The 26613-nt window shown below is 30.0% G+C and carries 35 protein-coding genes and 4 tRNA genes; 31 read left to right on the forward strand and 8 right to left on the reverse strand.

The features are described 5' to 3' along the window. Nucleotides 1-69 precede the first annotated feature (69 nt). The 4 genes from ACD570_RS00990 to ACD570_RS01005 form a co-directional block, all read right to left on the reverse strand. Nucleotides 70-145 (reverse strand) — tRNA-Val (locus ACD570_RS00990). A 1-nt stretch (nt 146) separates the two neighbouring features. Next, nucleotides 147-222: transfer RNA gene (locus ACD570_RS00995), tRNA-Ala, on the reverse strand. 84 nt (nt 223-306) lie between these two features. Then, nucleotides 307-1266, reverse strand: a complete 960-nt coding sequence (locus ACD570_RS01000; RefSeq protein WP_337205126.1) for a glycosyl transferase family 90 — start codon at nt 1264-1266, stop codon at nt 307-309. A 27-nt stretch (nt 1267-1293) separates the two neighbouring features. Beyond that, nucleotides 1294-1381, reverse strand: a tRNA-Ser gene (locus ACD570_RS01005). A gap of 83 nt (nt 1382-1464) precedes the next feature. On the opposite strand from ACD570_RS01005, the gene ACD570_RS01010 reads away from it, so the two are divergent. From ACD570_RS01010 to ACD570_RS01020, 3 genes are all read left to right on the forward strand, one after another. Beyond that, nucleotides 1465-1541: transfer RNA gene (locus ACD570_RS01010), tRNA-Met, on the forward strand. Nucleotides 1542-1679: 138 nt separating this feature from the next. Then, nucleotides 1680-1976 carry a hypothetical protein gene (locus ACD570_RS01015; protein WP_337198894.1) on the forward strand — a complete coding sequence of 99 codons (297 nt, stop codon included), beginning with the start codon at nt 1680-1682 and terminating at the stop codon, nt 1974-1976. Further along, nucleotides 1976-2251 (forward strand): hypothetical protein, encoded by a 276-nt coding sequence (locus tag ACD570_RS01020; RefSeq protein ID WP_239820288.1) that lies wholly within the window; start codon nt 1976-1978, stop codon nt 2249-2251. The genes ACD570_RS01015 and ACD570_RS01020 overlap by 1 nt, the downstream gene beginning before the upstream one ends. Before the next feature lie 166 nt (nt 2252-2417). Here ACD570_RS01020 and rlmN read toward each other — a convergent pair whose 3' ends face one another. Both rlmN and ACD570_RS01030 read right to left on the reverse strand, forming a co-directional pair. Continuing rightward, entirely contained in the window at nt 2418-3425 is a 1008-nt protein-coding gene (gene rlmN / locus ACD570_RS01025; RefSeq protein WP_417903770.1) for a 23S rRNA (adenine(2503)-C(2))-methyltransferase RlmN, read from the reverse strand. Nucleotides 3426-3501: 76 nt separating this feature from the next. Beyond that, the gene (locus tag ACD570_RS01030) at nt 3502-4047 is read right to left on the reverse strand and encodes a purine-nucleoside phosphorylase (protein WP_200282385.1); all 546 of its coding nucleotides are present in this window, start codon (nt 4045-4047) and stop codon (nt 3502-3504) included. A gap of 88 nt (nt 4048-4135) precedes the next feature. Here ACD570_RS01030 and rsmA point away from each other — a divergent pair, with 88 nt between their 5' ends. The 3 genes from rsmA to ACD570_RS01045 are packed head-to-tail and all read left to right on the forward strand — an operon-like array spanning nt 4136 to nt 7652. Continuing rightward, nucleotides 4136-4918, forward strand: coding sequence for a 16S rRNA (adenine(1518)-N(6)/adenine(1519)-N(6))-dimethyltransferase RsmA (gene rsmA / locus ACD570_RS01035; protein WP_337205125.1), 783 nt, complete (start codon nt 4136-4138; stop codon nt 4916-4918). Beyond that, a complete protein-coding gene (locus ACD570_RS01040) occupies nt 4905-6887 on the forward strand; it encodes a ribonuclease J (protein ID WP_337203014.1) in 1983 nt (660 codons plus the stop codon). The genes rsmA and ACD570_RS01040 overlap by 14 nt, the downstream gene beginning before the upstream one ends. A gap of 3 nt (nt 6888-6890) precedes the next feature. Next, on the forward strand, nt 6891-7652 hold the full coding sequence (locus ACD570_RS01045) for a pseudouridine synthase (RefSeq protein ID WP_337205124.1): 762 nt from the start codon (nt 6891-6893) through the stop codon (nt 7650-7652). Between the two features lie 28 nt (nt 7653-7680). Here the strand turns inward: ACD570_RS01045 and ACD570_RS01050 are convergent, their stop codons facing one another. Further along, nucleotides 7681-8724 (reverse strand): type II asparaginase, encoded by a 1044-nt coding sequence (locus ACD570_RS01050; protein ID WP_337205123.1) that lies wholly within the window; start codon nt 8722-8724, stop codon nt 7681-7683. A gap of 204 nt (nt 8725-8928) precedes the next feature. On the opposite strand from ACD570_RS01050, the gene ACD570_RS01055 reads away from it, so the two are divergent. The 22 genes from ACD570_RS01055 (at nt 8929) to secY (ending at nt 20496) form a co-directional block, all read left to right on the forward strand. Next, on the forward strand, nt 8929-10314 hold the full coding sequence (locus ACD570_RS01055) for a dicarboxylate/amino acid:cation symporter (RefSeq protein ID WP_337205122.1): 1386 nt from the start codon (nt 8929-8931) through the stop codon (nt 10312-10314). Nucleotides 10315-10749: 435 nt separating this feature from the next. Next, nucleotides 10750-11061: a 30S ribosomal protein S10 gene (rpsJ, locus tag ACD570_RS01060; RefSeq protein WP_002779353.1), complete on the forward strand. Its 312-nt coding sequence runs from the start codon at nt 10750-10752 to the stop codon at nt 11059-11061. Between the two features lie 10 nt (nt 11062-11071). Beyond that, nucleotides 11072-11647 carry a 50S ribosomal protein L3 gene (rplC, locus tag ACD570_RS01065; protein WP_200282398.1) on the forward strand — a complete coding sequence of 192 codons (576 nt, stop codon included), beginning with the start codon at nt 11072-11074 and terminating at the stop codon, nt 11645-11647. Beyond that, the gene (gene rplD, locus ACD570_RS01070) at nt 11644-12258 is read left to right on the forward strand and encodes a 50S ribosomal protein L4 (protein WP_337205121.1); all 615 of its coding nucleotides are present in this window, start codon (nt 11644-11646) and stop codon (nt 12256-12258) included. The genes rplC and rplD overlap by 4 nt, the downstream gene beginning before the upstream one ends. A gap of 2 nt (nt 12259-12260) precedes the next feature. Further along, a complete protein-coding gene (locus ACD570_RS01075; RefSeq protein ID WP_200282403.1) occupies nt 12261-12542 on the forward strand; it encodes a 50S ribosomal protein L23 in 282 nt (93 codons plus the stop codon). A gap of 1 nt (nt 12543) precedes the next feature. Then, nucleotides 12544-13374 carry a 50S ribosomal protein L2 gene (gene rplB / locus ACD570_RS01080; RefSeq protein ID WP_137623852.1) on the forward strand — a complete coding sequence of 277 codons (831 nt, stop codon included), beginning with the start codon at nt 12544-12546 and terminating at the stop codon, nt 13372-13374. A gap of 1 nt (nt 13375) precedes the next feature. Beyond that, entirely contained in the window at nt 13376-13657 is a 282-nt protein-coding gene (rpsS, locus tag ACD570_RS01085; protein WP_002779444.1) for a 30S ribosomal protein S19, read from the forward strand. Nucleotides 13658-13671: 14 nt separating this feature from the next. Beyond that, nucleotides 13672-14094 carry a 50S ribosomal protein L22 gene (gene rplV, locus ACD570_RS01090; RefSeq protein ID WP_200282419.1) on the forward strand — a complete coding sequence of 141 codons (423 nt, stop codon included), beginning with the start codon at nt 13672-13674 and terminating at the stop codon, nt 14092-14094. Next, entirely contained in the window at nt 14094-14795 is a 702-nt protein-coding gene (rpsC, locus tag ACD570_RS01095; protein ID WP_137623850.1) for a 30S ribosomal protein S3, read from the forward strand. Before rplV ends, rpsC begins: the two co-directional genes overlap by 1 nt. Before the next feature lie 2 nt (nt 14796-14797). After that, nucleotides 14798-15223: a 50S ribosomal protein L16 gene (rplP, locus tag ACD570_RS01100; protein WP_137623849.1), complete on the forward strand. Its 426-nt coding sequence runs from the start codon at nt 14798-14800 to the stop codon at nt 15221-15223. Beyond that, nucleotides 15210-15395: a 50S ribosomal protein L29 gene (rpmC, locus tag ACD570_RS01105; RefSeq protein ID WP_137623848.1), complete on the forward strand. Its 186-nt coding sequence runs from the start codon at nt 15210-15212 to the stop codon at nt 15393-15395. The genes rplP and rpmC overlap by 14 nt, the downstream gene beginning before the upstream one ends. Before the next feature lie 9 nt (nt 15396-15404). Next, complete coding sequence (gene rpsQ, locus ACD570_RS01110; RefSeq protein ID WP_002779439.1) at nt 15405-15656, forward strand: 30S ribosomal protein S17; 252 nt, start codon at nt 15405-15407, stop codon at nt 15654-15656. Further along, complete coding sequence (gene rplN, locus ACD570_RS01115; RefSeq protein WP_137623847.1) at nt 15656-16024, forward strand: 50S ribosomal protein L14; 369 nt, start codon at nt 15656-15658, stop codon at nt 16022-16024. Before rpsQ ends, rplN begins: the two co-directional genes overlap by 1 nt. Beyond that, a complete protein-coding gene (gene rplX / locus ACD570_RS01120; protein WP_137623846.1) occupies nt 16024-16257 on the forward strand; it encodes a 50S ribosomal protein L24 in 234 nt (77 codons plus the stop codon). The genes rplN and rplX overlap by 1 nt, the downstream gene beginning before the upstream one ends. A gap of 3 nt (nt 16258-16260) precedes the next feature. Next, complete coding sequence (gene rplE / locus ACD570_RS01125; RefSeq protein WP_137623845.1) at nt 16261-16815, forward strand: 50S ribosomal protein L5; 555 nt, start codon at nt 16261-16263, stop codon at nt 16813-16815. Continuing rightward, nucleotides 16808-16993 (forward strand): type Z 30S ribosomal protein S14, encoded by a 186-nt coding sequence (locus tag ACD570_RS01130; protein WP_002779433.1) that lies wholly within the window; start codon nt 16808-16810, stop codon nt 16991-16993. Before rplE ends, ACD570_RS01130 begins: the two co-directional genes overlap by 8 nt. Nucleotides 16994-17002: 9 nt before the next feature. Next, nucleotides 17003-17398, forward strand: coding sequence for a 30S ribosomal protein S8 (gene rpsH / locus ACD570_RS01135; protein WP_137623844.1), 396 nt, complete (start codon nt 17003-17005; stop codon nt 17396-17398). A gap of 77 nt (nt 17399-17475) precedes the next feature. After that, entirely contained in the window at nt 17476-18012 is a 537-nt protein-coding gene (gene rplF / locus ACD570_RS01140) for a 50S ribosomal protein L6 (protein ID WP_200282422.1), read from the forward strand. 12 nt (nt 18013-18024) lie between these two features. Beyond that, nucleotides 18025-18381 (forward strand): 50S ribosomal protein L18, encoded by a 357-nt coding sequence (rplR, locus tag ACD570_RS01145; RefSeq protein WP_200282425.1) that lies wholly within the window; start codon nt 18025-18027, stop codon nt 18379-18381. 10 nt (nt 18382-18391) lie between these two features. After that, entirely contained in the window at nt 18392-18835 is a 444-nt protein-coding gene (gene rpsE / locus ACD570_RS01150) for a 30S ribosomal protein S5 (protein WP_002779428.1), read from the forward strand. A 3-nt stretch (nt 18836-18838) separates the two neighbouring features. Beyond that, a complete protein-coding gene (gene rplO, locus ACD570_RS01155) occupies nt 18839-19231 on the forward strand; it encodes a 50S ribosomal protein L15 (RefSeq protein WP_200282428.1) in 393 nt (130 codons plus the stop codon). Next, on the forward strand, nt 19231-20496 hold the full coding sequence (gene secY / locus ACD570_RS01160) for a preprotein translocase subunit SecY (RefSeq protein ID WP_200282431.1): 1266 nt from the start codon (nt 19231-19233) through the stop codon (nt 20494-20496). Before rplO ends, secY begins: the two co-directional genes overlap by 1 nt. Before the next feature lie 526 nt (nt 20497-21022). Here the strand turns inward: secY and ACD570_RS01165 are convergent. Then, nucleotides 21023-22291 (reverse strand): MFS transporter, encoded by a 1269-nt coding sequence (locus ACD570_RS01165; RefSeq protein ID WP_239820278.1) that lies wholly within the window; start codon nt 22289-22291, stop codon nt 21023-21025. Between the two features lie 155 nt (nt 22292-22446). Here ACD570_RS01165 and topA point away from each other — a divergent pair, with 155 nt between their 5' ends. The 3 genes from topA (at nt 22447) to ACD570_RS01180 (ending at nt 26608) form a co-directional block, all read left to right on the forward strand. Beyond that, nucleotides 22447-24546, forward strand: a complete 2100-nt coding sequence (gene topA, locus ACD570_RS01170) for a type I DNA topoisomerase (protein ID WP_417904322.1) — start codon at nt 22447-22449, stop codon at nt 24544-24546. 63 nt (nt 24547-24609) lie between these two features. Next, nucleotides 24610-25446 carry a biotin synthase gene (locus tag ACD570_RS01175; RefSeq protein WP_337198884.1) on the forward strand — a complete coding sequence of 279 codons (837 nt, stop codon included), beginning with the start codon at nt 24610-24612 and terminating at the stop codon, nt 25444-25446. Then, nucleotides 25427-26608, forward strand: a complete 1182-nt coding sequence (locus ACD570_RS01180; protein ID WP_239820275.1) for a cation:proton antiporter — start codon at nt 25427-25429, stop codon at nt 26606-26608. Before ACD570_RS01175 ends, ACD570_RS01180 begins: the two co-directional genes overlap by 20 nt. Nucleotides 26609-26613 lie beyond the last annotated feature (5 nt).

Consider the following 26613-nt stretch of genomic DNA (forward strand, 5'->3'; position numbering starts at 1 on the left):
AATGAGAATTTATTTTAATCCATTTTGTATTAGAATGATCAAATTAAGGATTATTAAAAGTTTAAAAAATGGTGGCTCCGATTGGACTTGAACCAACGACCACTACCATGTCAAGGTAGTGCTCTACCAACTGAGCTACGGAACCATGGTGGAGCATAGCGGGTTCGAACCGCTGACCCCAACGCTGCCAGCGTTGTGCTCTCCCAGCTGAGCTAATGCCCCTTATTTTTAAGGAAATTGAATTCTAATAAAATATTACTTTTTTTTGCCTGAAAATTTTAAGTAAAAATTAAATTTTTTGTAATTTTATTGGAATATTTGCAAAATTTCTTTTTGATTGATTTTTAATTGGTCTGAATAATAAAAATATTTGGCTAAAACTAATATGCTAATATGAAATTCTTTTTTTCTATTTAAAAATTGATTGATAAAATTATGAGCATTATTGATAATTTCAATCGCTTGTTTTGGGTGTTGTATAAAATAATTTATTGTATCTAGTAAATTTTCATTATTAATTAAAACAAAATGTTCATTGGCTTTTAATTTTCCTTCCATAAACCAAGTTTCACAAGTCATTTTTGTAGATAATACTAAAGAATTTGAACTCATTGCCCATTTTAGATTTGTTGCAACATCGTTTCCTTCTAAAGAGATAATAAATTTATATTTGCTTTGTTCTTTTTTACTTAAAAAATTTTTCTTATAAAGGCTATCATGTTTTCCAGTATCTCCTATATCGCAAAAATTTGCATTAAAATAGCTTTCAAAAAATTTTTTTCTATGTTCTTGATATACTGCACCTCTATAGATGGCTATATCTTTTTTTTCTTTAAATTTTAAAGGATCTTTAATAAATACAAAATGTCTATTTTTATCAAGATTGAGTAAAATATTATTAGAACTTTCTTTTATAGGTCTTGATTTGCAAATTGTGGGATTTGAAAAGATATAATTGACATCTGAAAATTTTTTATTCCATAAAAAGCTATCTTTGAAATATTTACTAATTTCATAAGCATCATATGCATAAGATGTATTTTTAAAAGGCAATTTTCCTATTTTGTTTACTTTGTTATTTTCAATACTAAAATGACTTTTTATTTTATTGTAGTAATTGACTCTAGTAGCTATATGTTCTAATTCAAAATCTTTGTATTTTAAAATTTCATTAAAAATTTTATCTAAATTTTTTTGAAATATAAATCTTGGAACAAAAGCACTTGAAATTCCTTTTAAATTCATAAATAATCTAGATTTAAACATATTTTTTCTTAAAATATTTGTAATCGATGGCAGACAGGAAGGGATTCGAACCCTCGAAAGCTTGCACTTTACACGCGTTCCAGGCGTGCTCCTTCAACCGCTCGGACACCTGTCTAAAATCGTTATTATAACTAAAATTTTTTAGAATAAAGAAAAATTTTAGAAAAAAAAGCTATAATTTTGACTCAAAAACTTTTTGTCAGGGTAGCTCAGCTGGTTAGAGCGCTGGTCTCATAAGCCGGAGGTCGGGAGTTCAAGTCTCCCCCTTGACACCATTTCTCAATTTTATCTCGCTTTATTTAATAAATTTTAAATTATTATTTTATAAATATTAACTTATTAAAGATTTTTTATAATTTTGCTAATTTTTAAGTAATTTATGCTAAAAATAAGTTATGGAAAAAAATATTATTTTGGAGAATAATTCGTATTTAGAAAGATTCTTTTTATATCTAAAAATAGATAAAGAATCAGTTTATAAGACTATTTGTGAAAATACAAAAACCTTTATCAATCAAGCTCCACATAAAATAAAAAAAGTTAAAGGATGTAAATATCAAGATAAAACGATTTATGAGTATAAGTTAAAATTACCCAAACAAGCTTACCGTTTGGCGTATATTTTTGATGGAGATAAAATCAAGATTTTTTATATTTCTAAGACTTTAATCAAGGCTGATTTTGTAAAAGAAATATCAAAAGTAGTGTAATGATACAAAATAAAGATTTTATTCAAATTTGTTTTAAAAATTTGAAACAAATAAGTCCTTTAGATATTTTGATTTTCCAAACCTCTAAAAAAGATAGATCTATAAAAATTCAAAAAATATCAGATGAAAAATTCAATATTTATGAGGAAGGTTTCTTTCATAATGAATTTTTAGATTTGGACTTTAAAGAACTCAAAAAAATCCTAAAGCAACTTCAAAAAATAGAATTTCCAAGATCAAATCAGCTTTGGTTAAAAATAGTTAAAAATAAATGATTGATTTTATTTTTTGTTGCAGATTAAGGAGTATCAACTAATAAAGTTAAATAGCTTTGGAATTAATTTTTATTTGTTTTATCTTTAAAAATTACCCAAGCCATTCCAGAAAAACCAACAATCACTACTATTGATACAAAAATAATTTCAAAAATATCTAAACTTGTCACGATGTTTTTATCCTTTCTTTTAATTGTCCGCAAGCAGCCGAGATATCAAGACCTTTACTTTCTCTTATGGTGCAAGTTATACCTTTTTGACTAAGTAAATCTTGAAATTTGATAGCATTTTCTAATTTAGGACGTTGGTATAAACTTCCTTCATGAGGATTAAAAAGTATTAAATTTACTTTAGCTTTAATACCATTTAAAAGCTTAACAAGCTCTTTGGCGTGTTCTATTTTATCATTTATATTATCTATCAATAAATATTCAAACATTACTCTTTTTCTTTGATCTATAGGAAATTCTTTAACCGCTTCCATGATAGCAGCGATATTGTAAGCTTTATTGATCGGCATTAATTCTGTGCGAAGTTCATCATTTACTGCATGTAGAGATATAGCAAGAAGTACTCCTAAATTCATCTTGCCTAGTTCTTTTATTTGTTTAGCTAATCCGCTTGTGCTGATAGTTTGTCTGCGAGGGCTGATAGCTAAACCATCATTACAGGAGAGTATTTTAACTGCTTTAGCTACATTTTTAAGATTATCAAGAGGTTCTCCCATCCCCATATAAACTATATTGATTCTTCTTTCATAAGGAATTTGATTATCCTTTTTAATGTAAAGAATTTGTGCAACAATTTCTCCAGCGCTAAGATTTCTTTTAAGCCCTCCTTTTGCGGTTAAACAAAAACTACATCCGCTTTTACATCCTACTTGAGATGAAACACAGATTGTAAATTTTGCATGAGCTATTCTTTTTCCCTCTTCATTAAATTTCTCTTTTTTCATCGGTAGCAAAACGCTTTCTATGCGTAATCCATCTTTTAATTCAAAAAGATATTTAATACTTTCGTCTTTACTTTTTTCTTTAAAAACACATTTTACTGCATCAAAATAATATTCTTTATTTAATTCTTCTCTTAAATTTTTAGGTAAAGAGCTCATTTCTAAAAAACTATCAGCGTATTTTTGATAAATCCATTGATAAATTTGTTTCACGCGAAACATTGGTTGAATTTTATTTTCTAATTCTTCAGGAAGGAAATCTAAAATATTAATACTCTTTTGCAATATTCTTCCTTGATTAAATATATTTGTGTTCTTGTAAGTAATTTTCTAATTTTTCTTTAGCTTTTTTATGATTTTTTAGAAAATCTTCATGAGCATTTTCATTGCAAAAATTTGTCGCACACAAAATACATTTTGCTTGAATATTAAATTTTTTTGCGACGCTAAAGACAGAAAAAACTTCCATGTTTTCAAAATCCAATCCAAATCGAGCTAATTTTTTAGCTGCAGAAGTGTTTTGACAAATATAATTTGAAGAATTTATTTTATAAGATGTTTCTTGTGAAACATTTTTAACATCAGAATTAAAATGAATTTCATTAAGCGTTGGTGTATAAAAATTTTCGCTGATTTGAGAATATTCTATATTAAAAACATGAGAACTTTCATAAATTCCAAGAATTTCTCCTTTGTCGTAAATTCCACAACTTCCTATAAAAAGTAGGCTTTTAGGTTTTTCTTTTAAACAAAGTTCTGTTAAGTTAATGCTCGATTCTATGAGACCAATTCCAATACTTTTAGCAAAGGAAAAATTTTCATTACCGCCAGCACAAACAGTCATAAAGTTCTCCTAAATATATTTTTAGTATAATTTTAACTAAATAAGACTTAAAATTAAGAATTTTTGGCTAAAATAAAAATATTGAATTATGGTAAAAGCGAAAAAACATTACGGACAAAATTTTTTAAATAATAAAAGCATATTAGATAAAATCATCCAAGCCATACCCAATAGTGTAAAAAATATAGTAGAAATTGGGCCTGGCTTAGGTGATTTAACGCAAGAGCTTTTGAAAATTTCTAATGTAAAATCATATGAGATTGATTCAGATCTTATACCTATTTTACAAAACAAATTTCAAAAAGAGTTAGAGTGCGGAAGGCTTAATTTAATTCATAAGGATGCAAGTGAAGTTGCATGCCTAGATGAAAAAAAGTATTTTTTAGTTGCCAATTTGCCTTACTATATAGCAAGTCATTTGATTTTGAAAGTTTTAGAGGATGAAAATTGCTTCGGCTTAATAGTAATGGTACAAAAGGAAATGGCATTGAAATTTTGTGCCAAACAAGGCGAAAAAGATTTTTCTGCTTTGGGAGTTTTAAGCACTGTCATTTGTGATTGTGAAATACTTTTTGATGTTAGTCCTGAATATTTTTCTCCACCGCCTAAAGTGATGTCAGCGGTGATAAAAATGACTAAATTTAGGGAATACAAAGATTTTTGCCATATCGACACTTTTAAGAGATTTTTAAAAGAATGTTTCAAATCTCCAAGAAAGCAACTTATGGGAAATTTAAAAAACCATAAGATAGAATTGGAAAAGATTTTTAAAGAGTTGGAAATTAAATTAAATTCAAGACCACATGAAATCTGCGTTGATTCATACCTTAAAATTTACGAAAGAGTAAAGGAAGACTATGAACGAAAATAACAATGAAAATACTGAAAATTCTGTAAAAACAAAAAAAAATAGATTTTATAATAAATTTAAAAATCGCAAGAAAAAAACAACAGATTCTGAAAATTCTAATGAAGCGCAAGAGCAGGCAAAATTTAAAAATTCAAATGAAAAGATTAATGCCAATGAAGAATTTAAAGAAAAAAGAAAAAAGAAAAATCGCAACCTACCTTCTAAGCTTAGCGGAAATGAAGATTGGCAAATAGCTCTTGCAGAATGTATAGAGGCAAATCGTGTTTCACATGAAAATCGTTTACATCCATTAAAATATAATAATTCTAGCGAACACAAAATTCGCGTTATTCCTCTTGGGGGGCTTGGCGAAATTGGTGGAAATATTACCGTTTTTGAAACCAATAATGAAGCAATTATTGTAGATATTGGTATGAGTTTTCCAGATGGAACAATGCACGGGGTAGATATAATCATACCTGATTTTAGCTATATTAGAAAAATTAAGGATAAAATAAAAGGTATTATTATCACTCATGCACATGAAGATCATATAGGAGCTGTGCCATATTTTTTCAAAGAATTCCAATTTCCTATTTATGCTACGCCTTTAGCTCTTGGAATGATTTCAAATAAATTTGAAGAACATAATCTTAAGGCTGAAAGAAAATGGTTTAGACCAGTTGAGAAAAGAAAGGTCTATGAAATAGGCGAATTTAGTGTAGAATGGATTCATATTACTCATTCTATTATTGATGCTTCAGCTTTGGCAATCAAAACCAATGCGGGAACAATTATCCATACAGGAGATTTTAAAATAGACCAAACTCCAATAGATGGTTATCCTAGTGATTTAAATCGTTTGGCCTATTATGGAGAAGAGGGCGTTTTATGTCTTTTAAGCGATAGTACTAATTCTTATAAAGAAGGTTATACTAAAAGTGAAAGTTCAGTAGGACCAACCTTTGATCAAATTTTTTCTAAGACTAAAGGTAGAGTGATTATGAGTACCTTTAGTTCAAATATACACCGTGTTTTTCAAGCAATAAGTTATGGGCTAAAATATGGTAGAAAAGTTTGTGTTATAGGTCGCTCTATGGAAAGAAATCTTTATACGGCTATGGAGCTTGGCTATATTAAATTAGATCGTAAAATTTTTATCGATGCAGATGAAGTGAATAAATTTAAAGATAATGAAGTTTTGATTGTAACCACTGGAAGCCAAGGTGAGACTATGAGTGCACTATATAGAATGGCAACGGATGAGCATAAATTTATCAAAATAAAACCTACAGATCAGATTATTATTTCTGCTAAGGCAATTCCAGGTAATGAAGCTAATGTATCTGCAGTTCTTGATTATCTTTTAAAGGCTGGAGCTAAAGTTGCATATCAAGAATTTAGCGAAATTCATGTGAGCGGTCATGCAAGCATAGAAGAGCAAAAATTAATGCTAACACTTGTAAAACCTAAATTTTTCTTACCAGTACATGGAGAGTATAATCATATTTTAAAGCACAAAGAAACAGCTATGAAATGTGGAGTTCCAGAAAGAAATATTTATCTTATGAGCGATGGAGATCAAGTTGAAATTTGTCAAAAATATATCAAGCGCGTTAAAACGGTTAAAACCGGTAAAGTTTTTGTAGATAATCAAATCAATAAGCAAATTGCTGATGATGTTGTAATCGATCGTCAAAATTTAGCGGATAATGGTATTGTAGTGATTATTGCTCAGCTTGATAAAGCGACAAAAACTCTTATTAACAAACCTAGAGTTTTTAGCTATGGACTTGTAGCTGATAAGCATGATCATGCTTTTTCTAAAGAAATGGCGGATATTTTGAGTCAGTTTTTTGCCAATGTAAAAGACGAAATTTTAAATGATCCAAGATTTTTAGAAAATCAAATCAGACAGGTATTAAGAAAGCATATTTTTAGAAAAATCAAAAAATACCCAACTATAGTTCCAACTATTTTTGTAATGTGATCAATGAGAATCAATAAATTTATATCGCATAATAGTCGTTATTCTCGTCGCGAAGCTGATGAGCTTATTAAACAGGGCTTAGTGAAAATCAATAATAAAATAGCTCATTTAAGTGATGATGTTAAATTTGATGATAAGGTTTTTTTAAAAGGAAAAAGGCTACAAAAAAGAACGCAATTTAGCGTCATCATTTATCATAAACAAAAAGGCGAAATAGTCAGTAAAAAAGATGATCGCGGAAGAAAGACGATTTATGATACTTTGCCAAGACAATTTAATACTTGGCTTAGTGTAGGAAGACTTGATTTTGCAAGCGAAGGTTTGCTTTTACTAACAGATTCTCCTGTTATAGCTGATGCTTTAATGCATAGTGATTTAGAGCGTGAATATTATCTTAAAGTCAAAGGCATAGTAAATAAACAAGTCATAGAAGCTATGCAAAATGGCTTAGAGATAAAAAATGAAAAAAAAGGCGCTCATGTAAAAACCAAAATTACCTCTATGACTTTTTCTCCTTTTTTGGATTTCGAAATTTTTGGCTCTAGCGGTGGTTATACTAAGTTAAGAGTAGTTATTAATGAGGGTAAAAATAGAGAACTTAGGAGATTTTTTGGGCATTTTGATTTAGAAGTTATGGATCTTAAACGTGTGGCTTTTGGGGCTTTAGATTTGGGTATTTTAAAAGCTGGAAAATATCGCTATTTGGAAAATGGAGAATACGATAAATTAAGAGATTTTTTACAATCCAATGAAATCAAATATTAAAAAGTCCTTTTTTGGACTTTTTAATATTTTAGTATTTTTCAAAATATTTTTGAATTTGAGTATTATTGTGAGTTTTTGTAAGAGCCAACATCAAAAGAACTCTTGCTTTTTGCGGGTTTAAATTTTGAGCACTAATAAAGCCTAAATTTTGATCATCTTTATTTATTGCTACAGATCCTGCAACGACTCTAGTGCTTACAACTACTTTCAATCCTTTTTTTATCAAATCCTTTAAGACTTCTTTTTGATTCTCATGAATGCTTCCAGCTCCACTTCCTGCTATAACTAAACCTTGTGTACCATTTTCAAATAAAGCTTTAGCTGCAACGCCACTTCCATCATTAGAATAAGTATAAAGTATATCAACTTTTGGCAAAGTTTTTAATTTACTAACATCAAAAGGAGTTTTTGTAGTGTGATCCTTTGAAATTGTATTGTAGAAAAAGACTTTTCCATCAACAATATAACCTAAATTTCCAAAATCAGGTGAAGTAAAAGCATCAACATTAAGAGTATGGGTTTTAACTACTCCTCTTGCACCTAGTATTTTATCATCCATTGCAATCATTACACCTTTATTTTTTGCATTTTCGTTGGCTGCTAAAGCTACAGCATTGTAAAGATTTTTAGGACCATCTGCGCTCATAGCAGTTGCTGGACGCATAGCGCCTACTAAAACAACAGGCTTATTGCTTTTTACGGTTAAATTTAAAAAATAAGCAGTCTCTTCCATAGTATCAGTTCCGTGAGTAATTACAATACCATCAACATCTTTTTTAAGTAATTCATTGATTTTTTTGGCTAATTTTAACCAAATCTCATCATTCATATTAGAACTATCGATATTAGCAATTTGTTCTCCACTTACTTGAGCTATATCTTTAATTTGAGGAACAGCCTTGATTAAAGTTTCTACTCCTATAACTCCAGCTTTATATCCTGTTGTTTCAAGTTCACTATCAATTGAACCAGCTATGGTTCCACCTGTGGCTAAAATTACAATTTTTGGCTTAGCTTCTAAGCAACTGACACTCAATAGTAAAAATACTATCAATGAAATGATATTTTTCATATCTTACCTCCTTTTTTAAATATTTAATAATTATAATATAATTTAAATAAAAATAAACAAATTTTAAATTAAATATTTAAAATTAAGCAAGTATTTTTTTATTGTATTTATATAAAATAATAAAATTGATTTTTAAAATTTTAATGCTATAATTTAGCCCTTTTAAGTTTGCAGGTTGCAAAATAACATTTTTAGAGGTTTTTTATGGAAAATTTTTTAATTAATTTTTTTCATTTATCCCAAATTAAAAGTTTATTGCTACTTTGTTTTATCACTTGTCTTTTTGCTTTGCTTAAATTTTTTAAAAAAAAGCTAAAATTTTATTTGATTATGGTAATTTCTTTAATTTTAGGTTTTGCTTTGGGATATTTTTTGCTTTATTTGGCAGATTTTCCTAATGAGGAAATATCAAAATTTAATTCTTTGAATTCTTTGCGTTGGTTTTATGAAATTCATATTTGGATGAATTTTTTAAATACTTTGTACATAAGTATTTTAAGACTTTTAATTATCCCTTTAGTGTTTATTTCTTTAATCCATGTTCTTATACATTTGGATGAAAAAATTCAAGTGAAAGCTTTGTTTTCTCGGGCTTTTTTTTGGTTTTTGTTTTCAACAGGTATTTCAGCTTGTATCGGAATTACTATTGCAATAATTGCAAATCTTGGAAATAATATAGCCCTTCAATCAAATTCAAAAAATCTTCATGAACTTAAAAGCCTAGATGAGATTATTTTAAATTTAATTCCAAATAATATTATTAGCGCTATGAATTCAAATAATATTTTGGGAGTAATTATCTTCGCCTTTATTTTATCTTTTGGAATCAGAAATTTAAAAGAAAATCGCGGATTTAGAATTTTTTCTTTACTGACTAGTTTTTTACATCAAGTTATTATGAAAATTAGCCTTTATGTGATTAAAATCATGCCTTATTTTATTATTACGATGATTGCTAATGCGTTGATTTTAAATGGCTATAAAGTACTTATTGATTCAATTTATTTTATAGCTTTGCTGTATGTCGCTTTTATGGCCGTTTTTATTTTGCATGCATTATTATTATTATTTCATGGATTAAATCCTTTTATATATTATAAAAAAGCCTTTCCAGCTTTGTTAATGGCTTTTAGTTCAAGAAGTTCAGCAGGAACTTTGCCAGTTACTATTTCTACTTTAACTCAGAATTTAGGCGTTACCCATACTAATGCTTCTTTTGTTGCAAGTCTTGGTACAACTATGGGAATGAATGGTTGCTCCGGATATTATGCAGGTATGATAGCTGTTTTTATGTTTCATGCCCTAAATATACCCATAGGAATGAGTGAAATATTGACAACTGTTGCTTTATGTATTATTGCTTCTTTTGGGATAGCTGGAATTCCTGGTATTACAATAATGATTATTTCTGTGATGCTTTCAGGACTTGGAATGCAAAGTCATTTTGCTTTATTGGCAGTCATTTTAGCTATAGATCCTATACTTGATATGGCAAGAACTTGTAGTAATGTTTCAGGCGCTATGGTTGTAAGTCTGATAACAGATAAGGAAATGAAAAATTTAGATATAAAAAAATATCAAGAAAGCTAAAATATAAATTTTTAAATATGGAAAAAATTTTCAAAGAATTTAATTAGAATTGTTAAATTCTTTGAATTAAAATTAAATCGTAAAATTTTTACCAGATATGTAAATTTTGATATTTTGTTAAAAAGTTTTTATATATCTAAAAATACAATTATTAATCTAAGTTTTAATATTAAATTTTAGGCATATAATACCACTAAAATAAAATTTCAATTAAAAATAGCGAAAATTTGTATTTTACTTATTTTAATTAAAATTTATTTTTTTAGTATTTGCAAAATTTTTATTACAGATATAATTATATTATTTTCCTTTTTAAAAGGATAAAAATATAATTTTTTATTAAATTTTCTTGACTTTTGAAAGCCAAATTTACTATACTCTCATTTTTATTTTTGGTTAGTTTAAAGCTAACGAGTTCTTTTTAAAGGAAAAATTATGGAAAGAATCAGGCTTAAGCTAAAAGCTTATGACCATCGAGTACTAGACAGAACAGTTGCAGCAATCGTAGAAGCTGTTAAAAGAACAGGTGCGGATATTAGAGGTCCAATACCAATGCCTACAAAAATCAAACGCTATACAGTTTTAAAATCTCCACATATTAATAAAGATTCTCGTGAGCAGTTTGAAATTAGAATTCACGCTCGTATGCTAGATATAGTAGCAGCGACTCCAGATACAGTTGATTCTTTAACTAAGCTTGATTTGGCGCCAGAAGTAAGCGTTGAAGTTAGAGCTATGGGTAAATAAAGGATAGAATATGGAATATATTGTAGAAAAAATTGGAATGAGTAGAACTATCAATAGTCCAAGTATCGCTGTAACTTTGCTAAAGGTTGTTAATACAAAAGTATGCGAAGTTGAAAATGGAAAAGCGATAGTAGCATATTCAAAAGGTAAAACAAATAATAAATGTATCGCGGGACAACAAAAAAAATACAATCTTTCTGCTGAATTTAATCGTTTTGCAACTTTAGAAGTGGCAAATACTGAAGCAGGCGATTTAGATGAAACCCCATTGAGTGAAGCTAAAATTTTAAAAGTAAGTTTCAATTCTAAAGGTAGAGGTTATAGCGGTGTTATGAAACGACATAATTTTGCTGGAGGTCCGGCAAGCCACGGTTCAAGATTTCATAGACGCCATGGTTCTATCGGTAACAGAGAATGGCCAGGTCGTGTTCAACCAGGTATGAAAATGGCAGGGCATTATGGAAATACAAAAATAACTGTTAAAAATGAAGTTGTGTCTTATGATAGTGAAAATAAGATTTTAGTTGTTAAAGGTGCAGTTCCAGGATATAATGGAGCTATGGGTAAAATAAGGATTGCAAAATGAGTAAAGTAACCGTTTTAAATGATAAACTAGAAAAAGCAGGTGAACTTGATTTACCTTCAAAATACGCAGAAGTAAATCCACATAACCTTTACTTATATATAAAATCTTACCTTGCTAGTCTTAGAGCAAACACAGCTCATACTAAAGGCAGAAGCGATGTAAGTGGTGGAGGTAAAAAACCTTGGAGACAAAAAGGTCGCGGTGGTGCTCGTGCAGGTTCAACTAGAACAAATGTTTGGGTAGGCGGTGCTGTTGCTTTTGGTCCAACAAATGAAAGAAATTACTTTCAAAAAGTAAATAAAAAACAAAAAAGATTAGCGCTTGAAAGAGCTTTGGCAGATAAGGCGGCTAAAGGTGCTTTATTTGCTACAGATTCTTTAACTATAGAGAGCGGCAAAACTAAAGATGCAAATGCTGTTATTAAAAAACTTGGCGTAAAAGATGCTTTAATTGTTAAAGATTTACTTGATGAAAAAACACTTTTAGCTTATAGAAATTTAGCAAATTGCTATGTTGTAGATGTAACCGAAGTTAATGCTTATTTGGTATCTGTGTTTAATGCTGTTATCGTAGAAAAATCGGCATTAGAATCTATTACAAAAGAAGGATAATTATGGCAGATATTACTGATATTAAAACAATACTTTATACAGAAAAAAGTTTGAATTTGCAAGAGCAAGGTGTCGTAGTTATTCAAACTTCTCCAAAGATGACTAAAACGGGTTTAAAAGCTGTTTTAAAAGAGTATTTTGGCGTAACTCCACAAAGTATTAATTCTTTAAGAATGAGTGGAAAAGTTAAGCGTTTTAGAGGTCGTTTGGGGCAAAGAAACGATTATAAAAAATTCTATGTTAAGCTACCTGAAGGTGTTAGCTTAGAAAATGTGGAGGCTTAAAATGGCAATTAAAACTTATAAACCATATACTCCAAGTAGAAGATATATTACTGGTTTAAGTTCAGAGGATATTACAGCAAAACCAAGTGTTCGTTCATTACTTGTTAAACTTCCATCTCATGCAGGACGCAATAGTTATGGAAGGATTACAAGCCGTCATAAGGAAGCTGGTGCTAAGAAACTTTACAGAATTATAGACTTTAAACGTCGTAAATTTGGTATCGAAGGCAAAGTAGAAGCAATCGAATATGATCCATATAGAAATTGTAGAATCGCTCTTATTTCTTACAGAGATGGCGAAAAAAGATATATTATTCAGCCACGTGGGTTAAGCGTAGGTGATATTGTTGCTGCAGCAGAAGGCGGACTTGATATTAAACCAGGTAATGCAATGAAGCTTAAAAATATTCCTGTGGGTACTATTGTTCATAATATTGAGTTAAAGCCAGGAAAAGGTGGTCAAATGATCCGTTCAGCAGGTGCTTATGCTCAGCTTATGGGTAAAGAAGAAAAATACGTTATCTTAAGACTTGCAAGCGGTGAAATGAGACAAGTTTTAGCTGAATGTATGGCTAGTATTGGTGAAGTAGGCAATGAAGAATGGTCTAATATTACCATAGGTAAAGCGGGTAGAAATCGCCACAGAGGTATTCGTCCTCAAACTCGTGGTTCTGCGATGAACCCAGTTGATCACCCACACGGAGGGGGAGAAGGTAAGAAAAATTCTGGACGTCATCCAGTAACTCCATGGGGTAAGCCAACCAAGGGTGCAAAAACTCGCCGTAAAAAAGCTAGTGACAAATTAATAATTTCAAGAAGAAAAGGAAAGTAAGATGGCTAGATCACTAAAAAAAGGTCCTTTTGTTGATGATCATGTAATGAAAAAAGTCATCGCTGCTAAAAAGGCTAACGATAATAAACCTATAAAAACTTGGTCTCGTAGAAGCACTATTATTCCTGATATGATAGGTTTAACTTTTAACGTCCACAATGGAAAAAGTTTTATTCCAGTTTATATAACTGAAAATCATATTGGTTATAAGCTTGGAGAATTTGCTCCAACTAGAACATTTAAAGGCCATAAAGGTTCTGTTCAGAAAAAGATAGGTAAATAAGGAGAGGGGTATTTATGAGTAAAGCTTTAATTAAATTCATAAGATTATCTCCAACTAAAGCAAGACTTATTGCTAGAGAAGTTCAGGGGATGAATGCAGAACTTGCAATGGCTAGTTTAAAATTTATGCCAAATAAAGGAGCAAAGTATATTGCAAATGCAATTTCAAGTGCAGTAGCAAATGGTGGCTTTGAAGCAAATGAAGTGATTGTAAAAAGTTGTCGTGTGGATGCAGGTGCTGTCTTAAAAAGATTTAGACCACGTGCTAGAGGAAGTGCAAGTCGCATAAGAAAACCTACTTCGCATATTTTAGTTGAGGTGGCGAAAGTAGAAACAAAGATCGAAGAAAAAGCAGCTAAAAAAGCTTCTGAAAAAAAGGCGACTGCAACAACTAAAAAAACAAGCACTAAAAAAGTAACAGCGAAAAAGGAAAGCTAATGGGACAAAAAGTAAATCCAATTGGTCTAAGACTAGGAATCAATAGAAATTGGGAGTCAAGATGGTTTCCAACTAAAGCTAATTTAGTAGAAAATATTGGCGAAGACTATAAAATAAGAGCTTTCTTAAAAAGAAAACTTTATTATGCAGGAATCAGTCAAATTTTAATTGAAAGAACTGCTAAAAAGCTTCGTGTAACTGTAGTTGCAGCAAGACCAGGTATTATTATTGGTAAAAAAGGTAGCGATGTTGATAATTTAAGAAAAGAATTACAAGATCTTATTGGAAAAGATGTCAATATCAATATTAAAGAAGAAAGAAGAGCGGGAGCTTCTGCGCAACTTGCAGCTGAAAGTGTAGCAACTCAGCTTGAAAAAAGAATTGCTTTTAGAAGAGCAATGAAAAAAGTAATTCAGGGAGCACAAAAAGCGGGTGCTAAAGGAATTAAAGTTTCAGTTTCTGGTCGTTTGGGTGGTGCTGAAATGGCAAGAACAGAATGGTATCTTGAAGGGCGTGTACCACTTCATACTTTAAGAGCAAAAATTGATTATGGTTTTGCTGAAGCTAGAACGACTTATGGTAACATAGGTGTTAAAGTTTGGATTTTTAAAGGTGAAGTATTGCAAAAAGGTTTGCAGGCTGAAAAAACCGAAGAAAATGCTCCAGCTAAAAAACCAAGACGCACAAGAAGGAGTAAGTAATCATGTTAATGCCAAAAAGAACAAAATATCGTAAAATGATGAAAGGGCGTAACAGAGGTTATGCTAATCGTGGAACTGAATTTACTTTTGGCGAATTTGCTTTAAAAGCAACTGAAGCTGGAAGAATTAATTCACGTCAAATTGAAGCGGCTCGTATCGCTTTAACTCGTTTTGTTAAAAGACAAGGTAAGACTTGGATCAGAGTTTTTCCTGATAAACCTTTAACTAAAAAACCTTTAGAAACTCGTATGGGTAAGGGTAAAGGTGCTGTTGAAGAATGGGTAATGAATATCAAACCAGGTCGTATTATATATGAAATGGCAGGAGTAAGTGAAGAAATGGCTAAAGAAGCATTAACTTTAGCAATGCATAAATTACCATTTAAAACTAAGTTTGTTACAAGAGAGAGCCAAAATGAAATATACTGAGATTAAAGATAAAACAGCAGCTGAGCTTGCAACAATGCTAAAAGAAAAAAAGGTGCTTTTATTCACTTTAAAACAAAAGCTAAAAACAATGCAACTAACTAATCCTAAAGAAGTTAGTGAAGTTAAAAAAGATATTGCTAGAATAAATACAGCAATTAACGCTTTAAAATAAGGATAAAAAATGGCATTTAAAAGAGAAATTCAAGGCGTTGTTGTAAAAATTGCTGGAGAAAAAACAGCAAGTATTTTGGTTGAAAGAAAAGTTGTTCATCCAAGATATAGAAAAATCGTAAAACGCTTTAAAAAATATCTAATTCATGATGAAAGAAATGAAGTTAAAGTTGGTGATACTGTTGTTGCTGTAGAATGCAGACCACTTTCTAAAAGAAAATCATTTCGCTTAAAATCTGTATTAGCAACAGGAGTTGAGTAATGATTCAAAGTTTTACAAGACTTGCAGTAGCTGATAACAGCGGTGCAAAAGAACTTATGTGTATTAAGGTTTTAGGAGGTAGCAAAAGAAGATATGCTACTGTTGGTGATGTTATTGTTGCATCTGTAAAAAAAGCTTTGCCAAATGGTAAAGTAAAAAAAGGTCAAGTTGTAAAAGCGGTTATTGTTAGAACTAAAAAAGAAATTCATAGAGATAATGGTTCTTTAATTCGTTTTGATGAAAATGCTGCAGTAATTCTTGATAATAAAAGAGAACCTATAGGAACTCGTATTTTTGGACCAATAGGTAGAGAAGTTAGATATGGTGGCTTTATGAAAATTGTTTCACTAGCACCGGAGGTATTATAATGGCGGTTAAATTAAAAATAAAAAAAGGTGATAACGTAAAAATTATCACAGGAGATGATAAAGGTAAGACTGGTAAAGTTTTAGCTGTATATCCAAAAACTCTTAAAGTGGTAGTTGAGGGATGTAAAATTGCTAAAAAAGCGATTAAGCCTAGTGATAAAAATCCAAATGGTGGATTTATTAATAAAGAAATGCCAATGGATATTTCTAATGTGGCAAAAATTCAGGAGTAAGCAATGATGAGATTGAAAGAAAAATATAATCAAAGCATTAAGCCTGCATTGGTTAAAGAATTTGATATTAAAAATCCTATGCTTATTCCAGCAATTGAAAAAGTAGTTATTAGTGTAGGAGCTGGAGAGCTTGCCAAGGATCAAAAAGTATTGCAAAATATTGCCGACACAATTTCTTTAATTGCTGGGCAAAAAGCTGTTATTACTAAAGCAAAAAAATCTGTGGCTGGTTTTAAAGTTCGTGAAGGGTTTCCAGTTGGAGTTATGGTTACTTTAAGAAAAGACAATATGTATGCTTTTCTTGACAAATTAATCTCTATTGCTCTTCCAAGAGTAAAAGACTTTAGAGGTTTGAGTAGAGATGGCTTTGATGGACGCGGAAATTATAATTTTGGTCTTGATGAACAACTTATGTTTCCAGAAGTTGAGTATGATAAAATTTTAAGAACCCATGGTATGAATATTTCTATAGTTACAACAGCACAAAACGATAAGCAAGCTCAAAAACTATTAGAACTTATCGGTGTACCATTTGCAAAAGGAAGAAAAGATGGCTAAAAAATCAATGATTGCAAAAGCAGCACGTAAGCCTAAATTTAAAGTAAGGGGCTATACTAGATGCCAAATTTGTGGACGTCCGCATTCAGTTTATAGGGATTTTGGAATTTGCAGAGTTTGTTTAAGAAAAATGGGCAATGAAGGTTTAATTCCAGGTCTTAAAAAAGCAAGTTGGTAAGGAAATAAAATGATAAATGATATAATTTCAGACTCATTAACAAGAATTCGCAATGCGGGAATGAGAAAACTTGAAACAACTAAACTTTTACATTCTAAAGTTGTTGAAGCTTTAGTTGGAATTTTTCAAGCTAAAGGTTATATTGAAAGTTTTAATGTTATCGAAGAAGATAAAAAGAAATTTATCAATGTGATCTTAAAATATGATGAAAAAGGCAAAAGTGTTATTAATGAACTTAAAAGAGTTTCAAAGCCTGGTCGTCGTGTTTATAAAGGAAAAGATGAAATTAAACGTTTTAAAAATGGTTATGGTACTATTGTAGTAAGCACAAGCAAAGGTGTTTTGGCTAACGATGAAGCTTATAAAGCTGGAGTTGGCGGCGAAATTTTATGTACCATTTGGTAAAAATCTGCTTTTTATGGCATTGGGTATCCATTCTTTACAAAAAGTAGAAATATCCTAGACAAATAAAAAGGAAAAATATGTCTCGTATAGGTAAACAACCAATAGTTATTCCTAGTGGAGTAGAGGTTAAATTAGAAGGAAATTTACTTAAATTTAAAAAAGGAAATTTAGCAAAAGAGCTTGATACAAAAGCTCATGTTAATGTTGAGATTAAAGATAATAATATTCTTTTTTCTCCAAAAGGTGAAGATAGACAAAGCAGAGCTTATTGGGGAACTTATAGAGCTTTAGCTTATAATATTGTAATAGGTTTGACTCAAGGTTTTTCAAAAACTCTTGAAATCAATGGAGTAGGTTACAAAGCTGCTTTAAAAGGAAAAATTTTAGAACTAAGTTTAGGTTTTTCACATCCTATTAATTATAATATTCCTGAAGGCATTGAAATTGTAGTTGATAAAAATAATGTAATTGTCAAAGGAAGCGATAAGCAAGTAGTAGGACAAGTTGCTGCTCAAATTCGTGAATTTAGACCACCTGAGCCATATAAAGGAAAAGGCGTTAAGTATTCAGATGAGCGTATTATCCGCAAAGCCGGTAAGACATCTAAGAAATAAGAGGACTAAAGAATGAGAGCAAATATATTAAAAAGAAAATTAACTTTAAGAATTAAAAGAAAAAAGAGAATCAGAGCAAAAATTTCTGGTTGTGAAAATTTTCCAAGAATCTCTGTATTTAAATCAAATAGAACTCTTTATATCCAAGCAATCGATGATGTTAAAGCTGTAACTTTGGCTGCAGCAGATGGACGCAAATTAGGTATTAAAGCAAATAAAGAAGGAGCTAAAAAAATTGCTGCTGAATTTGCGAAATTATTGAAGGCTAAAAAAATTGAGCAAGCTGTGTTTGACAGAAATGGTTATGTTTATCATGGGGTAATCGCAGTTTTAGCAGAATCTTTAAGAGAAAATGGTATTAGGCTATAAGGGGTAATTGATGGAAAAATATAATAGAGAAGAATTTGAAGAAGTCATTGTTGATATTGGTAGGGTTACTAAGGTAGTTAAAGGTGGTAGAAGATTTAGATTTACTGCTTTAGTGATTGTTGGTAATCGCAAAGGTTTAGTGGGTGTTGGTTATGGAAAAGCTAAAGAAGTTCCAGATGCTATTCGCAAAGCAGTCGATGATGCATTTAAAAATATTGTTGAAGTAAAAACTAAAGGTTCGACTATTGCTCATGATGTAGAAGTAAAATACAATGCAAGTAGAATTTTACTTAAACCAGCTAGCGAAGGTACAGGAGTTATTGCTGGTGGTTCTACACGTCCTATTGTAGAGCTTGCTGGTATTAAAGATATTTTAACTAAATCTTTAGGCTCAAATAATTCAGCTAATGTGGTTCGTGCTACCATTAAAGCTTTAACAATGTTAAAAGGATAAGTAATGAATTTAACAAAAGCAGCGGGTTCAACGCATAAAACTAAAAGAATTGGCCGCGGTCAAGGTTCTGGTATGGGTAAGACTGCTACCAGAGGAGGTAAGGGTCAAACTGCTAGAAAAGGTTATAATGAAAAAAGAGGTTTTGAAGGAGGTCAGCAACCACTTCAAAGAAGATTACCAAAAGTGGGTTTTACATCTAAAATTGAAAAGCCTTATATAATTAATGTTGAAAAAATTACAGCTATAAAAGATTTGGCTGAAATTACAATTGAAAATATTAAGAGTGTTCATAAGCTTTCAAAATCTGTAAAAAAAGTTAAACTTATCGGTGCTAGTGCTAAAAGCTTAGTATCAAAAATTAAAGACGAGAATATTAGCGTCACTGGAACAAAATAATGAATAGAGCATTGACGAATAAGATCTTAATCACTTTAGCTTTTCTATTTGCTTATAGGGTTCTGGCTTATATTCCAGTTCCTGGCGTCAATGCTGATGTGATTGCAGATTTTTTTAATCATAATCAAAATAATGCTTTAGGTTTATTTAATGTTTTTAGTGGTGGGGCAGCTCAACGTTTTTCTATTATTTCTTTAGGGATTATGCCTTACATCACTGCTTCTATTATAATGGAACTTTTCGCAGCAACTTTTCCAAGTATTGGAAAGATGAAAAAAGAACGCGATAGTATGCAAAAATATATGCAAATTATCCGCTATGCTACCATATTAATAACTTTAGCTCAAAGTATAGGTGTAGCTATAGGTTTGCAAAGCTTGCACGGCAAGGGTGGATCAAGTGCCATTATGATGGAAAATTTAAATATGTTTATTGCACTTTGCGCTATTTCAATGCTTGCAGGAACTATGCTTTTAATGTGGCTTGGTGAGCAAATTACTCAAAGAGGCATAGGAAATGGTATTTCTTTAATTATTTTTGCAGGTATTGTATCAGGAATTCCAAGAGCCATTTCAGGAACTATAGGGCAGGTTAATTCAGGAGAAATGAATTTCTTAACCGCTTTTGCTATTTTTGTTTTGATTTTAATTACAATAGGTGCTATTATTTATGTTGAACTTGGAGAACGTAGAATCCCTATTTCTTATTCTCGTAAAGTAGTAATGCAAAACCAAAATAAACGCATCATGAATTATATTCCAATTAAGATCAATCTTAGCGGAGTTATTCCTCCAATCTTTGCAAGTGCGATTTTAATGTTTCCAACAACCATTTTACAAACTAGCACAAATCCTTATATACAAGCTGTCAATGATTTTTTAAATCCTAATGGATATATATTTCACATTTTAACCTTTATCTTTGTGATTTTCTTTGCTTATTTTTATGCTTCTATAGCATTTAATGCTAAGGATATTGCAGACAATCTTAAAAAACAAGGCGGTTTTATCCCAGGAATTCGTCCAGGAGAAGGAACTTCAAATTATTTAAATGAAATTGCTTCCCGTTTAACTTTATCTGGCTCTATTTATTTGGGAATCATAGCAACTTTACCTTGGGTTTTAGTAAAATTTATGGGAGTACCTTTTCAATTTGGTGGCACTTCTGTGCTTATTGTGGTACAAGTTGCACTTGATACAATGAGAAAAATTGAAGCTCAAATTTATATGAATAAGTATCAGACTTTAAGTGCGGTAGGTTTGTAAAATAATAATACAAAAAATAAGCAAGGAAATCTAAATTCCTTGCTGTCATTTTAAAAAAGTAATGCTATTATTTTTTAAATCAAAAATTTAGTTAGTTTAAAATTTAAGTCGATTTTCTTTAATACAGAAAGAAAAAGATATTAAAATTAAGGTTAAAATAGAGAGCAATAATTTTAAAACTTTAATTTGCGACATCTAAAGAATATTTCAAAACCTTATACATTTAAATTTTTTTATAAAAATACATTTAATTTTTCAAGATAAATATCTAACTGTTAAAAATTAATATATTTAAAGTAGCATGACTTTGAAAAAAAATATATTGATAGAATTTAAAGGATAAAAAATTAGAATAAATTTTTAAAGATATTATTCAAAATTTGCAAGATTTTAAAATTTCTAAAAAATCTATTTTTAAATTTAGACAAAATAAGATAAAGTAAATTTTTAGATAAATATGAAGTCAAGAAGTATTTTTTTTGGTATTCATGGCAGAATTTGATAGTGGAAAAGCTAAGATTTATTCTTAATTAATCCTAGCTTTCTGTTTCAAAAATATAAATATTATACAAACTGTAAAAATTACAATAGCCCATATTAAAAAAGCATCAACCAATCCTATTTGTCTTACTAAGGGTTGAGATATAATAGGGCTTAAAAATTGTCCAAGAAAAATACAACTTGCTAAAATTCCATAAGCTCTAGCTCTTGCATCTTCTGGACATATAGAAAAAAGATAAGCAGTATTGTTAACAAGCATGATGCCCCCTCCAGTTCCTAATAGCGCTAAGGCTATTAAAACTGCTATAAAATTATGGACTAAAAACAATAACAAAAAGGAGCATCCTACTATAAATAACGTTAAAATATAAATTTTTTTAATACTTAAAAAACGCATAATATATTTATAACTGAGTGAAAAAACCCCATAACAAAGAGCAGAAACAGACATTGAAATTCCTATATATTTAGGATCTAAACCTAAGTGCCCTTCTATATAATAAGGAAGTTGTGTTGGAGAAATATAATATACAACCATGATAAAAAATCCTATAAAATAAATAGGAAGAAACTGCCAATAATTTGTCTTTGTTTCTACTTTAGTGTGATTGTAAAATTTAAAATGTGGCTCAAAAAGATAAAGTATAGCTATAAGAGTAATAAGTATCCCGAGTCCATAAACTAAAAAAGGATAACGCCATGAATAACTAGAAACAAAACCTGCAATAGAGATAAAAACAGCACCTCCGACTGCACAGAAAAAACCTTGCAAACTTAAGGCGTTTTCGCGTCGATTAAAACCACCATGGCTGTAATAATCTCCAAGCAGAGCTGAAGCTCCTGTCATGATAAAAGCTGTAGCCATCCCAAAAATAGCTCTAGAAAGCAAAATAGCATAAATATTATTAAGAAAAAATCCACTCACACCAGCTATAGTCCATATTATCATTGCAGGAAAAACAAATTTTAATTTGCCAAATTTATCCATCAAAATTCCAGCAAAAGGCGATAAGATAACGACGAAAATAGCAGGCATAGTTAAAACTAATCTTACTAAGATATCAAGGTGGGCTAAAGTAAAACTTGTTGAGCTTGTAGCACCTGCTTGAATTAAAAGATTTTCAAAATGTTTGCTTATGGCTGGCAATGCTGAAGAAATAACTACGCTACCTAACATAGTCATAGCTGCCATAGAAAATACTGCGATTTTAAAGGTAGATTTTTCAGTAATTTCAACTATTTTTTTATCTAATTTTGTATCATTGGGGTGAAATTGATAATGTTTTTTTTGCATTTTAAAGCCTTTTTTATTTTATTATACTCCAAATTAATTATATGTTTCTATTTTTGGCAATTTATAAGTAAATTTTTAAATTTTTTTAGCTAAATTCAGCTTTTGTTTATTAAGATAATGAAATGTTTTTAAAATCAGCATTTGAGGTTTAGCTCATGAAAAAAAATTTAATTATAGTAGAATCTCCCGCTAAGGCTAAAACTATAGGTAATTTTTTAGGAAAAAATTATGAAGTTATAGCTTCTAAAGGACATATAAGGGATCTACCTAAAACAAGTTTTGGTATAAAAATAGAAAATGACGAATTTATACCAGAATACAGAATAACAAGTGATCACAGTAGTTTAGTTAAAGAGCTTAAAGAAAAAGCAAAAAATGCTGCACAAATTTATCTTGCAACAGATGAAGATAGAGAAGGTGAGGCTATAGCATATCATATTGCAAAAGCTATAGGAAAAGATGAAAATATTTTGCCTCGTATCATATTTCATGAGATTACTAAAAGTGCTATTGAAGATGCTTTAAAAAACCCAAGAAAACTTAATATGCATTCGGTTAATGCTCAGCAAACAAGACGTTTATTGGATCGTATAGTGGGCTATAAATTAAGTCCTTTATTGGGGCAAAAAATTCAAAGAGGTTTGAGTGCTGGACGAGTTCAAAGCGCTGCTTTGAAAATTATAGTTGATAGAGAAAAGGAAATTCGTGCTTTTGTGCCTTTGGAATATTTTAGCATTGATATGATTTTTAATTCTGATTTGGATGCTGAGTTAGTTGAATTTGATAAAATAAAAATTGAAAAGCTTACTATTACCAATAAAGATCGTGCAAAATTAATTCTTGAAGCTTGTAAAAATGATATTTATACGATAGAAAATATAGAGAGCAAGGAAAGAAAAATTGCTCCACCTCCTCCATTTATGACTTCAACTTTGCAACAAAGTGCAAGCAATCGTTTGGGGTTTAACCCTAAAAAAACAATGATCCTAGCTCAAAAGCTTTATGAAGGGGTTAATACTCATCAAGGTATGATGGGTGTGATTACCTATATGAGAACTGATAGTTTGAATTTGGCCAAAGAAGCGGTAGATAAGGTAAGAAAATTAATCCAAAAAGATTTTGGAAAAGATTATTTGCCTAGTAAGGCTAATATTTATGTAACAAAAGCTAAGGGTGCGCAAGAAGCACACGAGGCTATCCGTCCTACAAATTTGGATTTTACACCACAAATTGCAGCTAATTTTTTAGATAAAGATGAATTAAAGCTTTATACACTTATTTATAATCGTTTTTTAGCTTGTCAAATGAATCCTGCTATTTCTCAAACACAAAATGTCTTTGTAAAAAATGATAGAGCTTTATTTAAAATAAGCGGTAGAAAAATTCTTTTTGATGGATATTATAAAGTTTATGGGGATATGGATAAGGATAAAATTTTACCTAATCTTCAAAAAGGTGAGAAGTTAAAAATTCAAAAACTAGAAATGAATTCACATTTTACTGAACCACCTTCAAGATATTCTGAAGCAGGGCTTGTGAAAAAATTGGAAAGCTTAGGTATAGGCCGTCCATCAACTTATGCTCCAACTATTTCTATACTGACAAGCCGTGATTATGTCAAAATTGATAAAAAACAGCTTATCCCTAGCGATATTGCTTTTAATGTAACTGAAGTGCTTGAAAAAAATTTTAGTGATATTGTGGATAGCAAATTTACTTCAAATCTTGAAAATACTTTAGATGATATTGCTGAAGATAAAGCAGATTGGCAAAATATCTTAAAAGGATTTTATTATCCTTTTATGAAAAAAATTGAAGAGGGAAAAACAAAAATTGCAAGTCAAAAAACAGTGACAAAATTAGGCGAATCTTGTCCTGATTGCGGAGGAGAATTAGCTATAAGAAAAGGGCGTTTTGGTGAATTTGTGGCTTGTTTAAATTTCCCAAAATGTAAATATTCTAGAAATTTAAAAAATGAAAATAAAACAAATGATGAAAATATCACTACAAAAAAAATCAATAGTATAGGCATAATCTGTCCTAGCTGTCAAAAAGGTGAAATTGTAGAACGTTTTTCTAAGCGTGGAAAATTTTATGGTTGTAGTGCTTATCCAAAATGTAATTTTATTTCAAAATATAAACCAAGCGATGAAAAATGTGAAGAGTGTGGTGAAAATTTGGTAATTAAAGAATTAAAAAAAGGTACTTTTTTAGAATGTCTTAAATGCAAGATAAAAAAAGAAATAAAAGAATAAAAGAAATTTGTTTAAGTCTTTTTTTGCTAGAATGCAAGTTTTAATTGTTAGATAGGAGAAACGATGCAAATCATGCTTTGTGCTATTTCTAATATAGCAAGCGGAAATTGCTCAGAAGATTGCAAATATTGCACTCAAAGTGCTTATGTAAAAACAGATATTCAAAAATATAGACGTAAAGAAATTTCTCAAATTGTTTTAGAGGCTAAAATTGCTAAGAAAAACGAGGCTTTAGGATTTTGTTTGGTTACCGCTGGACTTGGTCTTGATGATAAAAAGTTAGAATATGTTTGCGAAGCTGCAAAGGCGGTTAAAAAAGAAGTTCCTGATTTATTGTTAATAGCTTGTAATGGTATGGCTAGTGTTGAACAACTTAAAGAGTTAAAAAAAGCAGGAATTTTTTCTTATAATCACAATCTTGAAACTTCTAAAGAATTTTTCCCTCAAATTTGCACCACGCATACTTGGGAAAGTCGCTTTCAAACTAATCTTAATGCTAAAGAAGCAGGACTTATGCTTTGTTGTGGTGGAATTTATGGCATGGGTGAAAGTTTTGAAGATAGGATAAGTTTAAGAAAATCTTTACAAGAATTACAACCTTTCTCAAGTCCGATTAATTTTTTTATTGCTAATGATAATTTAAATTTAAAAGTTCCTAAATTAGATGCTGATGAAGCTTTAAGGATTATTAGTGATACTAAAGAAGCTTTACCTCAAACTGTAATTATGGTTGCAGGTGGAAGAGAGGTTGTTTTAGGTCAAAGACAATATGAAATTTTTAAAGCAGGTGCAGGTGCTATTGTTATAGGCGATTATCTTACAACAAAAGGAGAAGAACCAAGTCGTGATATAGTCGAGTTGAAAAAGATGGGATTTACATTTGCATCAGAATGTCATTAATACACAAGGTTTAATTGATTTAAAAATTCTTATAGTTATAGCGCTTTGTTTATTATTTTCTCCACATATTGCTAAAATTCTACGTTTGCCAATTTCAGCTACTGAAATTATTTTAGGATCTATTGTAGCTTATTTTGGTTTTATTGGTAAGAGCGAGAATTTTTCTATTTTAGCTAATGTGGGTTTTTATTATCTGATGTTTATTGCGGGTATGGAAATTAATTTAAGAACTTTTTTTAGTCTCGATAAAGAAATTATTAAAAAAAGTTTTTTATATATTATTTTGCTCTATATTTTATCTTTGGTGATTGTGTGGATTTTTAAACTTGCTTTTGTCTTTGTTTTGATTATCCCTGTTATGAGTGTAGGACTTTTATCCTTGCTTTATAAGGATTTTGGAAAGGAATGCCATTGGCTAAATATAGCAATGATAGTTGCAACTTTAGCTGAGGTTATTTCTATAGTCTTTTTAACAATAGCGGGAGCATTTTTGCAAGAACAAACAAAAATTGTTGATGTAGTACAAAGTATTTTATATCTCGGTATTTTTTTAAGCCTTTGTTTTTTGATTTTTAAATTTCTTGGCGTTCTTTTTTGGTGGTATCCTCAATTTAAAATTGTTTTAATGCCTTGGGAAGATAAAAATGAAAAAGATATTAGGTTTTGTATGGCAATTTTTATTTTAATTATTGTAGCTATGATTATCACAAAACTTGAAATCGTTTTAGGATCTTTTATAGCAGGATCTTTTATAGCAACTTTTTTAGGTCATAAAAAAGATTTAGAATATAAAATTTCGACTTTTGGTTATGGTTTTTTAATTCCAATTTTTTTTATTTATACAGGTTCAACTTTTAATTTATCAATGATTTTAAATTATCATATTGTATTAAAAGCTATTTTATTAATGTTAGTGATGATAGGATTAAGAATTTTATGCGCCAGTGTTTTTATAAAAATAATTGGTTTTAGAAATATAATTTTATTTGGACTGGGTCATTCTATGCCTTTAACATTACTAATTGCAACAGCCACTCTTGGATATTCTGCAAAAGTGCTTGATCAAGAAATTTATTCAGCACTTATATTAACGGCTTTATTTGAGGCGATTTTGGTGATGAGTGTGATTAAATATATCTCAAATATTAAAAATAATTTTTGATATTT

This window comes from Campylobacter sp. LH-2024, assembly GCF_048270605.1.
Lineage (GTDB): Bacteria > Campylobacterota > Campylobacteria > Campylobacterales > Campylobacteraceae > Campylobacter_D > Campylobacter_D molothri.